The sequence below is a fragment of the Ruminococcus sp. BSD2780120874_150323_B10 genome (genome assembly GCF_015553695.1).
In the GTDB taxonomy this organism is placed as follows: Bacteria; Bacillota; Clostridia; order Oscillospirales; family Acutalibacteraceae; genus Ruminococcoides; species Ruminococcoides intestinale_A.
This window is the reverse complement of the sequence record NZ_JADNHD010000005.1, coordinates 73,448-86,153: the sequence shown is the minus strand read 5'-3', so window position 1 is coordinate 86,153 and position 12,706 is coordinate 73,448. Positions and strand designations below refer to the sequence as shown.

The following is a 12,706-nucleotide window of genomic DNA, read 5'->3' as shown; positions in this document are numbered from 1 at the left end:
TCTAATCCGGATATGAATTACCTCAGAATAATCGAAAGCGAGGATTTACATATGAAAGAAAAAGAATTTAAGAATGTCAGATGGGGCGATATTTATTACTGCGACTTGGGGGTTACAAACGGTAGTGTGCAATCGGGAATGAGACCGGTTCTTGTGGTTCAGACAAATCGCTTAAATGAAAGCAGTCCTACGGTCGTTGTAGCCGCTATAACGGCTGTTAAAAAGAAAACGGCAATGAATACTCATATTGAGCTAAACACGGATTGTGGCTTAAAAGAGCCGTCGATGGTAATGCTTGAGCAGCTACGCACCGTGGATAAAGCCACAGAGCTTGATAATTTTGTCGGAAGAATTACCGACGCAGATAAAATCAGCGAAATCAAGCGAGGATTGAAATTTGCAGTCGGTATTCCCGTTAAACCCAAGACAGAGCGTAAAGGCATTGTACTAAGTCTTTGCCCTCGTTGCAGAAGCGAGTTTCAGTCTATCCCTGAAAACATTGTAAAAAGACTTGACCCCTTTCAGGCAGATAAAGAGATGTGCGATAAATGTCAGGTAGGATACGGCTATGACTATATGATTTTCAAAAAGAACCATCATCACGCTAAGGGAGGTGTTGACAATGTTTGAAGATAAGATTGAAGCAATGAACAAACTACCCAACGCTGTTGATGATAGTTCCGGCTTTGAGAAAAGAGTTTATACGGTAGAAGAAATAATGGATATTCTCAGCATTGGAAAGAACACTGCTTATGCTCTCGTCAACTCAGGCGTTTTCCATTTTGTAAAGGTCGGCGGACATTACAGAATTTCCAAGAAGAGCTTTGACCGATGGCTTGATAATATGGACAGCGAAAGCTCCGGTTGTCAATTATGCGATTAAACCAATCGCATAATTAACAAAAACTCCGATTTTCAGTACCATATAGCCAAGTCACTTGGCTATATGGTAGTCAGAGTGGCAAATAAGAAATCGGGGGTAAACGGTAATGCGAAAGAAAATTGAAAAGAGCGATACTCGACTTCCTAATACATTCAGGCAGACTGAACCTGATATACGAGCATACACGGTAGATGATATACAGCACATCTTGAAAGTGAGCAGAACTACCGTCTATGAGCTGCTTAAAAGCAAGAAATTCCATAGCGTTCGTGTCGGAGGTCAATATCGAATATCTAAAAAGAGCTTTGAAAATTGGCTCAATGGCGAGAAAGGAGGTTCTGAAGATGGCATTTGTTAATATGTTCAATGACCGAGTGGAGCAGTTTAATCTCAGAGAGGAAAATGAACGCTTGGCAGAATTGTTCAGCGATGAAAAGCTTCAGGAGGAAGCACAGTGGCAAGCCTATTCTGTCAAGGAAATATCTCGGTTGTTTTCCATTTCCGAAGAAGAAGCACTGAAACTGATGAATTGCGGCTTATTCAAAACATACCGAGTCGGCAACGAATACAGAGCTTCAAAGAAAAGCGTTGAAGAAAATAAGAAAATCGTCAAGGCAGTTCTTACATATCAGGACAAAAAGACAATGTCTGTACCCGACGTAATGAGAATACTCGGTCTTGGAAAGACGGCTACATACCGACTCATCAATCAGTGCCGATTTAAGACCTATTTGGTACTGGGCAAAATGAGAGTTGATGTGGATAGCTTTGAAGATTGGTATGCAGGACAATTCCATTATGAGAAAGTAAACGGCGAAAGACCCGGTAAGAAATACGGCAAAACGCTCTCTCCTCTTACTGTTGCAAAGGTACTCGGCATTCCGAGAAGCACCGCAAATGACCTTATGAACGATGGCATTGTTGAGTTTATATGGGTTGACGGTAAACGCCGAATAAAAAGAGAAAGCTTTGATAAGTGGTACGCTTCGCAAAGTAAATACACTAAAGTTAAGGAAATCGAGGAGGTGGAGGGATATGTCGATTGAGGATAGAGTTCGTGAATTAAACGGCGGTACATATACAAAAAAGAGCTATTCCGTAGAGGAAGTTCAGTCAATCTTGGGTATTACCCGACAGACCGTATATAAGCTCATCAAACAGGGGTGTTTTCAGGCAGTAATGCTCGAAACCGGATACCGCATAATAAAGACCAGCTTTGATAAATGGCTGGATAATGAATAAGGAGGAACGACTATGGCTTCTATTGTAAAGAGAAAGAATCGATATTCCGTCGTTTATACCTACAAAGACGATGACGGAAACCAACATCAAAAATGGGAAACCTTTGATACAAACGCAGACGCTAAAAAGAGAAAAACTCAAATTGAGTTTGAACAGCAAAGCGGTACATTCATCATTCCTAATGCTACGACAGTTGCGGATTTGCTTGAAGAATACTGCTCCGTGTACGGAGTAAATAACTGGGCAATGTCAACCTACCGTTCAAAGAAAGGGCTTATGTATAATTACATCATTCCGCTTATCGGCGATGTGAAACTTGATGAACTGACTCCGAGACTTATGGATAAATTCTATCAAAGCCTTCTGAAAGTTAAGACCAAAGTGGTACAGAATAAAAAGCCTAAAAATGAGTATCTGACCGTACATACCGTAAGAGAAATCCATAAGTTTTTAAGGAGTGCCTTTAATCAGGCGGTAAAATGGGAGTTGATGACAAGAAACCCGGTTCTCAATGCAACGCTCCCGAAAGAGGAACATCAGAAACGAGAAATATGGACAGCAGAAACTCTTATGCACGCTCTTGAAGTGTGCGATGATGATATTCTCGCATTAGCCATCAATTTATCCTTTGCCTGTTCACTCCGTATGGGTGAAATGCTCGGTCTTACTTGGGATTGCATTGATATTTCGGAGGAAAGCCTGAAAGAAAACAACGCTTCCATTTTTGTAGATAAAGAGCTTCAGCGAGTAAACAGAGATGTAATGGAGGTGCTTGATAATAAGGACATTATCCGTGTCTTTCCGAGAACTCTGTCAAATACAAATACCTCCCTTGTTTTGAAAACGCCAAAAACTAAAACAAGTGTGAGAAAAATCTTCTTGCCGTCAACCGTAGCTCAAATGCTGTTAGAGAGAAAAAAGCAGATTGACGAAATGAAAGAGCTTTTCGGTGATGAGTATTTGGATTATGACTTGGTATTCTGCCATTCGTCAGGCAGACCGATGGAAGGTCAGGTAATCAACCGTGCTTTGAAAAAGCTGATACAGGACAACGACTTACCCGATGTGGTATTTCACAGCTTCCGTCACGCAAGTATAACCTACAAGCTGAAATGGAACGGCGGCGATATGAAATCGGTTCAAGGCGACTCAGGACACGCCCGAATGGATATGGTTGCCGATGTTTACAGCCATATAATCGACGAGGACAGGCGATATAACGCACAGAAGTTTGAGGAACAGTTCTACAACGCTAAAGGTCTCAAAAATGCGGAAGAAGGTAAAACTGCTCCAATGCCCAAGTTTGAAACTTCGGTTGAACTCCTTGACCCAATGGCAGAGGTTCAAAAAGAGAGCGAAGTTGAAAAAGAAAAGCCTGCTGAGAACAGTACAGATGAAAACGCCGCCTTGCTCACAAAACTGTTATCAAATCCGGAAACAGCAGCATTATTAAAGGCTTTAGCGAAAACAATTTAGTCATACAAAAAAGGCAATCCGTCAGGGTTGCCTTTTGTAATTCCTGAAAAATCTTGAAATCAAGAAGAAAAACCATTATAATATTTGAACACAGATTATTGATTTGCATAAGAGAATGCGTAAACTTCAAATGCGTTTCCTGTGATTTATGGGCTACAGATTAACTCAATGATGTTTCCCATATTTCTTTGCATTTGCTAATACCCTGCTAAAAGGAAGGCAAAAAACCACGAAAAATTAGCAGGTTTTGGACGAGAATTTACTAACAGTGAAATCCCAGAAAAGCCAGTAAAATCAAGGATTTTCGGGGATTTGTAGGGAGTCAAAAATGCCCCTCGGGGGCTTCTCCTAAGCGGTAGGTCGGGTGTTCAAATCACCTCGGGAACGCCAAAAATTCCGCCGGAAAACCCAGTAAAATCAAGGGTTTCCGGCGTTTTTTCATTTTTACGAAGAAACAGCAAAAACGAAAAAATCACAAATTTTCATAAGCAAATTCTCCGTCTGCTAATGGAATTTAGGACTAATGTCGTCCGCCTTTCAGGTGTACGGCTTGCTAATAAAAATTAGCAGGATTTTCGCTATTTTGCTAATGAAAATGCCCTCTCTGCTAATGAGAGAAAAAAACGAGCAAAATTCTTGCTAATGGACAAGGCGGTTGTTACCCTGTTAATTCGTTCATTTAGGGGTGGTCAAGAGACAATCGCACACTACCTATATGCCCTTTTGACCTTGTAAATGTGATAATGGCAAATACAATGTTGCCAAGATTGGCTATCATAAGAATAATAAAAGGTTTATCAGCAAAAGCAAGGAACAAAATTAACAATCAGGATTATCTTGAAGAAGCGATTAAAACAATTAACAAGCTACTCAAAGAATTCAAGAGTAAGGAGTTTTTGACATCCGAACTAATTGAGGGCGTTGGTGCTCTTGAAAAGGACATTTTCGAGGTGGATAAGATTGTAAATGAGGACGAGATAAAGTATCTGTTTACACCAAATCCAGCTCATAATAAAGCTATGAACTTGAAATATAAGTTTGACAGTGAAGGTGAATGGAAGTTTGCAAAAGCTCTTGACGATGATCCGAATGTAATGCTATACACTAAGCTCAAAAAAGGCGGTTTTGTTCTTGAAACTCCGGCAGGAAATTACTCTCCTGACTGGGCGATTGTCTATCAAAAGGGCAACGAGAACTTTGCTATGTATTTTATCGCAGAAACAAAATGGGATCCGCACTGCTTTTATTCCACAGCTCGGCACATAACCGCTAAAACAGAATATGTTTAAGACGGTGTAATACTGTAAAACTTGAAACATCCTCATAGATTAAAAAAGCAAGAACCACCCAAGAAAAATAGGTGGTCCTTGATTTTAGAGAGATTTTATTTTTAAAGGAGTTAGAAATCAGCTCATTTTATTTGTTTATACCAAAAATAAATTTTGTAGTTTGTGTATAGTTTTCGTTTGCTTTTAATATTGTCGTAGGAAAATTCTTGTGATTTACAGCATCGGGAAAGCCCTGGGTTTCAAGACAAAACGCTGGATTTTCTCCGTATGTTGCTGAATCCTTTCCCATATTGGACAAAACATCGACATAATTTGCTGTATATACATGAACACCTTTTTGAGAAGTATAGCATTTTAATGTGATTCCGCTATCAATACCCTCAGCTTCAGCTGCAAGCACAAATTCTTCATCAGAATGATTCAGCACAAACATATGATCAATACCGTTTGCAAAACCAATCTGCTTGTTTTTTCTGTCAATACCATTTCCAATTAACTTGGGTTCGGTAAAATCAAACGATGTATTCTTAACGGGAGTTATCTCTCCTGTGGGATTGAGGTTTGAATTTATCGGTATGAAGGAATTTGCATTTATTTTCAGCTTGTGATTTTCTGTAACTTTACCGCTTTTATGTCCGTTAAGATTGAAATATGAATGATTGGTCAGATTACATATTGTGTCTTTGTCAGAAACTGCCGACCATTTTATCGTAAGTGCATTTTCATCATCAAAGGTGTAGCGTACAAAGACCTTCATATTTCCGGGATAGCCCTCATCACCGTCGGGACTATCAAGCATAAATAGAACTGTATTTGGAACTTTATCATCAACTACCGCAAGCCACACTTTGCGGCTAAAGCTGTTAAATCCACCGTGTAGATGGTTACTCCCATTGTTTACAGAGAGCTGATAATCTTCTCCGTTAAGAGTAAACTTGCCATAAGCAATTCTTCCGCAACATCTTCCGACAGTAGCACCGAAGTATGTTCCGTCAAATTCATAACCGCCAATGTGCTCATAGCCGAGAACTACATCTCTAATACTACCGTTTTTGTCGGGAACTTTTATCGAAACGACACTTGCGCCTAAATCACATAATGTCACGCTTGCTCCGTTGTTATTTTCTATTGTATAAAGATGAGTGTTTTCACCTTTGGATGTAGGTTCAAAATTTACTACCCTTACCTTTGACATTTTAGCACTTCCTTTACTACAGCGTCTTTATAAATTTATCAAACGCCTTTTGTCCTTCAGGAGTTCTTTTGAATACACCTGCATCCAAAAGAACATTAAGAAACACCTTTCCTATCTCATTTTGAATTATTGAATCAACATTATTTTCATTGATTTCATCATACTGCGAAACAAATTCATTTACCCACTCGGAATGTTTGCTGATTTTCGGAATTTCACTTACATCCTTGTGATTAAGAATAGCATCCTTTAAAATAGCCATTTCGTCTTTAAGCCTTGAGGGCAATACTGCAAGTCCCATAACTTCAATAAGACCGATATTTTCTTTTTTAATATGATGCAAATTCGCATGAGGATGAAATACTCCCAGAGGATGCTCTTCACTTGTGATATTATTTCTGAGAACGAGGTCAATAACAAATTTTCCATCCTTTGTAAAAGCAATCGGAGTGATAGTGTTGTGAATTTCACCGTCTGTTTCGGCAAAAATACCAACATCTGCGTCCGTGTACGCTCTCCAACTCTTTAGAATATAAGAAGATAATGAAATAATGCTGTCCTTGTTTTTACCTGTCAATCTTACAACTGACATAGGCCACTTTACAATTCCGCACTCCACATCATCAAAGCCGTTAACGATAAACTTTCTTTCAACCTCTGCCCTATTAAGTGCAAAGCTGTATCTGCCACCCTGAAAATGTTCATGTGTAAGTATTGAACCGCCTACAATCGGTAAATCAGCATTCGAACCGATTATATAATGCGGAAACTGTGAAATAAAATCAAACAGTTTTCTGAATGTAGAATCATTGATTACCATTGGTGTATGCTCACCGTTAAACACAATACAATGTTCATTGTAATAAACATACGGAGAATATTGCATAAACCAGTTATCACCGTCAATGGTGAGCGGAATAATTCTGTGATTATCTCTTGCAGGATGATTTACTCTTCCGGCATATCCTTCATTTTCCTTACAAAGCAAACATTTCGGATAGCCCGACTGTTTTTGAAGTTTTGCCGCTGCAATAGCTTTCGGATCTTTTTCAGGCTTTGAAAGATTTACAGTGATATCAATATCACCGTATTCGGTTGATGTTTTCCACTTTAAGTCTTTCTTAATACGATATCTTCTTATATAATCAGTATCGCAGCTGAATTTATAGTAGCTATCGGTTGCAAGTTTAGGAGAAACGCTATAATTCTGCCAAAATTCTCTTATTACTTCTGACGGTCGCTTAACAAGTGAAGCCATAAGTTTCACATCAAATAAGTCGCGATATGTTACTGTATTTTCGGGAATGATTCCTTTTTCGTATGCATAATCAAGAAGTCCCGACAAAATTTCTTCAAGAGTATCCTCGTTATCTGCTGTAAGGCAAGTACAACTGTCATCGGGTTCATCCATATGGAACAACGATAAAAGCCTATTTTGCGTGTAGATTATATCCTCTTTTTCAATAAGCCCTGTATTGATTCCGTATGAAACAAGTCTTAATATTAAGCCGTAAACGCTGTTCTTCATAAATACCGCCTCACTTACTATAGCCGTTTGGATGTGTTGAATGCCATTCCCACGCTGTTTTAATAATTGTTCCCAGATCATCATACTCAGGTTTCCAGCCAAGTACAGTTTTCGCCTTATCGCTTGATGCAATCAATACAGCAGGATCGCCGCTTCTTCTGCTTTCTTCAACAATCTTAATATCTTTCTGTGTAACTTCCTTTGCTTTTTCAATTACCTCACGAACAGAAAAACCTACACCGTTGCCAAGATTGAATATATCACTTTTACCGCCCTTCATAAGATATTCAACTGCAAGAATATGAGCCTGTGCAAGGTCAGTGACATGGATATAATCACGAATACAAGTTCCGTCAGATGTGGGATAATCAGTACCAAAAATACTTATGTGGTCACGGGTACCCTGTGCCGCTTGAAGAATAATCGGAATAAGGTGGGTTTCAGGATTATGTGCCTCACCGATTTTTCCGCTGATATGTGCTCCGCATGCATTGAAATATCTGAGAGAAACATATCTTAAACCATGTGCTTTTTCAACCCAATAGAACATTCTCTCCATGGATTTTTTTGTTTCTCCGTAGCAGTTTGTCGGATTTGTCGGATCGGTTTCAAGAATAGGAGTTCTCTCAGGCTCACCGTATGTTGCCGCTGTTGATGAAAATACAATCTTATCAATTCCGTGAGCAACCATTGACTGAAGCAAAACCTTTGTGCCGTTGAGGTTATTATCATAATATTTGAGAGGGTTGGTCATACTTTCACCGACAAGTGAATTGGCTGCAAAATGAATTACAGCATCAATACCTTTTTCTTTATCAAAAACGCTGTCAATTTCACTTCTGTTTCTGAGATCGCCTTTATAAAATTTTGCTTTGGGATGAACCGCCTCGATATGACCTGTTTCAAGGTTATCGAATACAACAACCTCATTACCGCTTTCAATAAGTCTGTAAACTGTATGCGAACCGATATATCCGGCACCGCCTAAAACAAGAATTTTCATTTTGTCCTCCTTAATAAAAACAAAACCTACAAAATTACATTACTTTTATTCCGCCGTATTTTCTCACTTTGAGAACATGGCATGAGTTTTCTCCGAAAATTTTATTTATAAATTCTTTGTAATTACTTACAAATTCATTTTTGACAAACGCCTGAATTGTACCTGCAAATCCACCGCCGTGAACACGGCACACGCCGTAATTGCGAAGAAGGCTTTCGCTGAGTGCAAGGGCTACCGAGATGTTCTGATGTTGAATATCTCTTGTTGTATATACATTCTGAAGATACTTAAACGATGAATTACCGGATTTTCTGATTGCGTCAAGGAATTCAACAAACTTACCGTTTTCAAGTGACGAAACGGCATTTTTAACGTTATGCTCCTCATTAAAGAAATGAATTGCACGAAGTACCGGTCTGTCGCCAACAGCCTCACGAATTTCGCCAAGGTGAATATAAAATTCGTTTGAATCACAATCTCTCAGATAATCTTCTCCGAGAAAATTTGCAACCTTTTTCATTTCCGATGGAATCATAGCATAATCATCTGTAAGATCAACATGATCACCCTTTGTGTCAACAATACAAAGACTGTAATCATATTTTTCAAATTCGGTAGGTACTTTCTTAACAATTGGCTTTGTCGGATCTTTAAAGTCAATGTTAACCATTCCTCCGACTGAACAAGCCATTTGATCCATAAGTCCGCACGGCTTTTTGAAAAATACATTTTCAGCATACTGAGAAATCTGAGCAATCTCAACTGAATTTATTTTCATATCATTATATAAACCGGAAATAATAGTTCCGACAACTACCTCAAAAGCTGCTGACGATGAAAGTCCTGCACCAACAAGTACATCACTTGTTGCATAAGCATTGAATCCACCAATTTTGTATCCATGATCCTTAAGTCCACGAAGAACACCTCTGATGAGGCTGACCGTTGTGCCTGCCTCATCATTATTAACTTCAAGGTCATTTATATCGAGAGTAATCATATCATAACCGTCAGAAACAAATCTTACAACATCATTGTTATTCTTGGCCGACACAGCAATAGTATCAAGATTAATGGATGTTGCAAGCACCATTCCATGCTGGTGATCTGTATGATTACCGCAAACCTCACTTCTGCCGGGAGCACTGAATATTGCTACTTTATCAGGGCAATAAATTGTTTCATACTGTTCAATTGCATGAACATATCTTTTTTTCTGATAATCAATCATTGATGAATCTATATATATATCAGTGAAAAGATTATCAAATTCGCCGTTTGTAATTTTTTCAATTGCTGTTTTAGTATCAATCATTTTATTTACCTGCCTTTTCCGCAACTGTAGGAAGGAACATAGAAGGCTCTGTGTTACCGCTTTCATCAAGCTGTTGTGTCATATCAATCTTGCCTTCTCTTCTTGCACTGATTGTGTTTATAACCTTCTTCATCATACCGTCATTGAGTTTATATTTCTTTCTGTAAACAACATAAGCAATAAGCATACAAACCGCAGGAACAATGCACATAAGTGTACTGATTGATGCTACTGTTGCAAATGACTGTTCCTGTCCCGGAATATACTGTGTGCTTCCAAGTGCCGCGCCAATACCGAGTGCTGTAAGAGCTGCTGTGAATTTTACGATAAGAGTCTGGAGTGAGAATACAACGCCTTCATTTCTTGTTCCAAGCTTAAATTCACCGTAATCAACAACATCTGCAAGGAATACTGTTGCACAACCAAGTTCAAGACCTGTACCAAGTTTTACAATAACACCTGAGATTGATGTGAGCACAACATTGTGCGGAGCAAAAATACCTACGAGCAAAAGCATTACAAGACCAAATGCAGGGAAAAGACACGCAAGAAGGAACGAAGTTTTTCTTGAAAGAAATTTTGTAACCTTAGGGAATACGATAAGACCTACAACCTCTGCGATTGATGCGCTGATCATAAATGATGACATCATTCCTGCGTCGCCGCAAACATATTTGAAATAATATGTAGCAACACCCATAATGCACTGAATGCCGATGTTGTAAAGGAAGATAAGAGTTACCGCCCAACGAAGTTGATCATTCTTGCCGATGATTGAGAAAATATCTTTAAACTTAACTTTCTTTTCCGGAACAGAATCATCTCTCTTTTTCGGAAGATTGATTACTGTAATACCGATTGTAAGAATAAATACAATTGCAATTATGATTGCAAATCTGTGATAACCTGCCTGATTTGTTGTGCCGCCGCCGAGAGCCTCAATAATTTGAACACCAAAGCCTGCAATAACAAGTGACTGACCGATACTTGCAAAGATTCTCGGAAGTACCGAAACTTTTTCTCTCTCCTCAGGATTTGAAGTGAGGTTAGGAATAATTGACCAATAAGGAATATCCATAATTGTGTAAGTCATACCCCAGAGTATGTAAGCTGCTGTTGCAAATATGCAAAGTCCAACGCCATTGAGGTGGAAGTCTGTGAATAAAACAACAAATATAATTGAATTAACCAGCGTACCTATTACAAGCCATGGAATAAATTTACCCCATCTGCTACGTGTGTTATCAACAATCATACCCATAAACAAATCATTAAAGGCATCCCATAACTTTGCAATAAAGAACATTACGCCGATAAATACCGGGTTGACCTTGATGATGTCTGTGAAATAAATCATTGAAAATGTGGCAATCATACCATAAATCATATCTTTGCCGAGGGCACCTAAAGCAAAGGTGTATTTGATTCTACCTGGGATTTTGCCATCAAGTCTTGGTTGTGATGATGTCTGTTTCATAATTTTTCCTCCTTTTAATTTTAAATGAAACGCCGTGACAACCTGCACAAAAGATTTCGCTATTATTCAATAATAATGTTTCTTTTGTTTTTATGTTAACTAAATTATACGTTTTGTTTCGTAAACTGTCAATAGTTTTTGGTAAACATTTTTACTTTCTCTGTTTTTTACTAAACACGACTTGATTTTTTGGTAATATTTCACTATAATGGTAGTGAGGTGATTCAATTGGCTACAATCAGAGATGTTGCCAAAAAGGCAAATGTATCAGTTGCTACTGTTTCAAGAGTGCTTAATAACGACACTACCCTCAGCACCTCGCTTGAAACAAAGCAAAAAATATTTGCAGCAGCTAAAGAACTTAATTATGTAAAGAAAAAAAGGGTTACATCAACACCTTCATGTCGCATTGGAATTCTACAATGGTTCTCTTTCAAACAGGAAATTGAAGATAATTATTACTTTTTGATGAGACAGGGTATCGAGGACTACTGTTCAAAAAATAATATAAGTATTGTACGAACATTTAAAACAGACAATGACTATCAGAATGTACTCTGCGATGTTGATGGCATAATCTGCCTCGGGAAGTTTAGTAAACAAGAAATAAAATTACTGCATTCATTGAATAATAAAATTGTTTTTCTTGATATGACCGTTGAGAATATTGAAATCACATCCGTATCGCTCGACTTTCGTCAGGCAGTGTCCGATGCAATTAAATATCTATATGATTTAGGCCATAGAACAGTTGGCTTTATCGGAGGCATTGAACAGCTTGAGGACGGAACGATATTTCCTGATAAACGACTCAACACTTTCACAGACATTTGCGATGAACTAAACATTAAATATGATGGGTTTATTATGCAGGACAAATTTTCAACATCATCCGGTTATAAAATGATGTCAGAAATGATCAGCAAAGGAAATCTCCCCACAGCTATTTTTGCGGCAAGCGATCCTATTGCAATCGGTGCAATGAGAGCTCTGCAAGAAAACGGTTATAAAATTCCTGAGGATATTTCTGTTATGGGATTTGATAACACGGAGCTTTCGGGATATACAAACCCTCCGCTCACTACGGTAAACGCACCTGTATATGCAATGGGTATTTACGGCATTAGATTTATTTTGAATATGATGAAATCTAAAAGCACCGATTATCATTCTCCTATGCGTGTCTATCTGCCTTGTCCAATAAAAGTTCGCAACTCATGTGCAAAACCTAAAAAATTATAATTATCGTCGTTATTAAACGATTATATGCTATAATAAAATTATCGTTATACGGTTAA

The 12,706-nt window shown here is 38.3% G+C and carries 13 protein-coding genes; 8 read left to right on the top strand and 5 right to left on the bottom strand.

What is annotated here, in order from left to right:
* Nucleotides 1-51: 51 nt before the first annotated feature.
* The 7 genes from I2E21_RS04845 to I2E21_RS04815 all read left to right on the top strand — a co-directional run bounded on the left by I2E21_RS04845 (nt 52) and on the right by I2E21_RS04815 (nt 4,890).
* Entirely contained in the window at nt 52-630 is a 579-nt protein-coding gene (locus I2E21_RS04845) for a type II toxin-antitoxin system PemK/MazF family toxin (protein ID WP_024721675.1), read from the top strand.
* Nucleotides 623-883, top strand: coding sequence for a helix-turn-helix domain-containing protein (locus I2E21_RS04840; RefSeq protein WP_015573048.1), 261 nt, complete (start codon nt 623-625; stop codon nt 881-883). The genes I2E21_RS04845 and I2E21_RS04840 overlap by 8 nt, the downstream gene beginning before the upstream one ends.
* A gap of 106 nt (nt 884-989) precedes the next feature.
* Nucleotides 990-1,241 (top strand): helix-turn-helix domain-containing protein, encoded by a 252-nt coding sequence (locus I2E21_RS04835; RefSeq protein WP_015573047.1) that lies wholly within the window; start codon nt 990-992, stop codon nt 1,239-1,241.
* The gene (locus I2E21_RS04830; protein ID WP_015573046.1) at nt 1,228-1,929 is read left to right on the top strand and encodes a helix-turn-helix domain-containing protein; all 702 of its coding nucleotides are present in this window, start codon (nt 1,228-1,230) and stop codon (nt 1,927-1,929) included. Before I2E21_RS04835 ends, I2E21_RS04830 begins: the two co-directional genes overlap by 14 nt.
* Complete coding sequence (locus I2E21_RS04825) at nt 1,919-2,125, top strand: helix-turn-helix domain-containing protein (RefSeq protein WP_015573045.1); 207 nt, start codon at nt 1,919-1,921, stop codon at nt 2,123-2,125. Before I2E21_RS04830 ends, I2E21_RS04825 begins: the two co-directional genes overlap by 11 nt.
* Before the next feature lie 12 nt (nt 2,126-2,137).
* Nucleotides 2,138-3,601 carry a site-specific integrase gene (locus tag I2E21_RS04820; protein WP_015573044.1) on the top strand — a complete coding sequence of 488 codons (1,464 nt, stop codon included), beginning with the start codon at nt 2,138-2,140 and terminating at the stop codon, nt 3,599-3,601.
* Nucleotides 3,602-4,356: 755 nt separating this feature from the next.
* Entirely contained in the window at nt 4,357-4,890 is a 534-nt protein-coding gene (locus tag I2E21_RS04815; protein ID WP_207735304.1) for a hypothetical protein, read from the top strand.
* A 127-nt stretch (nt 4,891-5,017) separates the two neighbouring features.
* Here I2E21_RS04815 and I2E21_RS04810 read toward each other — a convergent pair whose 3' ends face one another.
* The 5 genes from I2E21_RS04810 to melB are packed head-to-tail and all read right to left on the bottom strand — an operon-like array spanning nt 5,018 to nt 11,408.
* Entirely contained in the window at nt 5,018-6,085 is a 1,068-nt protein-coding gene (locus I2E21_RS04810) for an aldose epimerase family protein (RefSeq protein WP_195410592.1), read from the bottom strand.
* A 16-nt stretch (nt 6,086-6,101) separates the two neighbouring features.
* On the bottom strand, nt 6,102-7,613 hold the full coding sequence (gene galT, locus I2E21_RS04805; protein WP_195410591.1) for a UDP-glucose--hexose-1-phosphate uridylyltransferase: 1,512 nt from the start codon (nt 7,611-7,613) through the stop codon (nt 6,102-6,104).
* Nucleotides 7,614-7,623: 10 nt separating this feature from the next.
* The gene (galE, locus tag I2E21_RS04800; protein ID WP_195410590.1) at nt 7,624-8,616 is read right to left on the bottom strand and encodes a UDP-glucose 4-epimerase GalE; all 993 of its coding nucleotides are present in this window, start codon (nt 8,614-8,616) and stop codon (nt 7,624-7,626) included.
* 34 nt (nt 8,617-8,650) lie between these two features.
* On the bottom strand, nt 8,651-9,931 hold the full coding sequence (locus I2E21_RS04795; RefSeq protein WP_195410589.1) for a galactokinase family protein: 1,281 nt from the start codon (nt 9,929-9,931) through the stop codon (nt 8,651-8,653).
* 1 nt (nt 9,932) lies between these two features.
* Nucleotides 9,933-11,408, bottom strand: a complete 1,476-nt coding sequence (gene melB, locus I2E21_RS04790; protein WP_195410588.1) for a melibiose:sodium transporter MelB — start codon at nt 11,406-11,408, stop codon at nt 9,933-9,935.
* A 219-nt stretch (nt 11,409-11,627) separates the two neighbouring features.
* Between melB and I2E21_RS04785 the strand changes: the two genes are divergently transcribed.
* Nucleotides 11,628-12,650: a LacI family DNA-binding transcriptional regulator gene (locus I2E21_RS04785; RefSeq protein WP_301965966.1), complete on the top strand. Its 1,023-nt coding sequence runs from the start codon at nt 11,628-11,630 to the stop codon at nt 12,648-12,650.
* Nucleotides 12,651-12,706 lie beyond the last annotated feature (56 nt).

What these genes read in the sequence shown, in the direction of transcription:
- I2E21_RS04845 (WP_024721675.1), top strand. Translation starts at nt 52, where the DNA reads ATGAAAGAAAAAGAATTTAAGAATGTCAGATGGGGCGATATTTATTAC.
- I2E21_RS04840 (WP_015573048.1), top strand. Translation starts at nt 623, where the DNA reads ATGTTTGAAGATAAGATTGAAGCAATGAACAAACTACCCAACGCTGTT.
- I2E21_RS04835 (WP_015573047.1), top strand. Translation starts at nt 990, where the DNA reads ATGCGAAAGAAAATTGAAAAGAGCGATACTCGACTTCCTAATACATTC.
- I2E21_RS04830 (WP_015573046.1), top strand. Translation starts at nt 1,228, where the DNA reads ATGGCATTTGTTAATATGTTCAATGACCGAGTGGAGCAGTTTAATCTC.
- I2E21_RS04825 (WP_015573045.1), top strand. Translation starts at nt 1,919, where the DNA reads ATGTCGATTGAGGATAGAGTTCGTGAATTAAACGGCGGTACATATACA.
- I2E21_RS04820 (WP_015573044.1), top strand. Translation starts at nt 2,138, where the DNA reads ATGGCTTCTATTGTAAAGAGAAAGAATCGATATTCCGTCGTTTATACC.
- I2E21_RS04815 (WP_207735304.1), top strand. Translation starts at nt 4,357, where the DNA reads ATGTTGCCAAGATTGGCTATCATAAGAATAATAAAAGGTTTATCAGCA.
- I2E21_RS04810 (WP_195410592.1), bottom strand. Translation starts at nt 6,085, where the DNA reads ATGTCAAAGGTAAGGGTAGTAAATTTTGAACCTACATCCAAAGGTGAA.
- galT (WP_195410591.1), bottom strand. Translation starts at nt 7,613, where the DNA reads ATGAAGAACAGCGTTTACGGCTTAATATTAAGACTTGTTTCATACGGA.
- galE (WP_195410590.1), bottom strand. Translation starts at nt 8,616, where the DNA reads ATGAAAATTCTTGTTTTAGGCGGTGCCGGATATATCGGTTCGCATACA.
- I2E21_RS04795 (WP_195410589.1), bottom strand. Translation starts at nt 9,931, where the DNA reads ATGATTGATACTAAAACAGCAATTGAAAAAATTACAAACGGCGAATTT.
- melB (WP_195410588.1), bottom strand. Translation starts at nt 11,408, where the DNA reads ATGAAACAGACATCATCACAACCAAGACTTGATGGCAAAATCCCAGGT.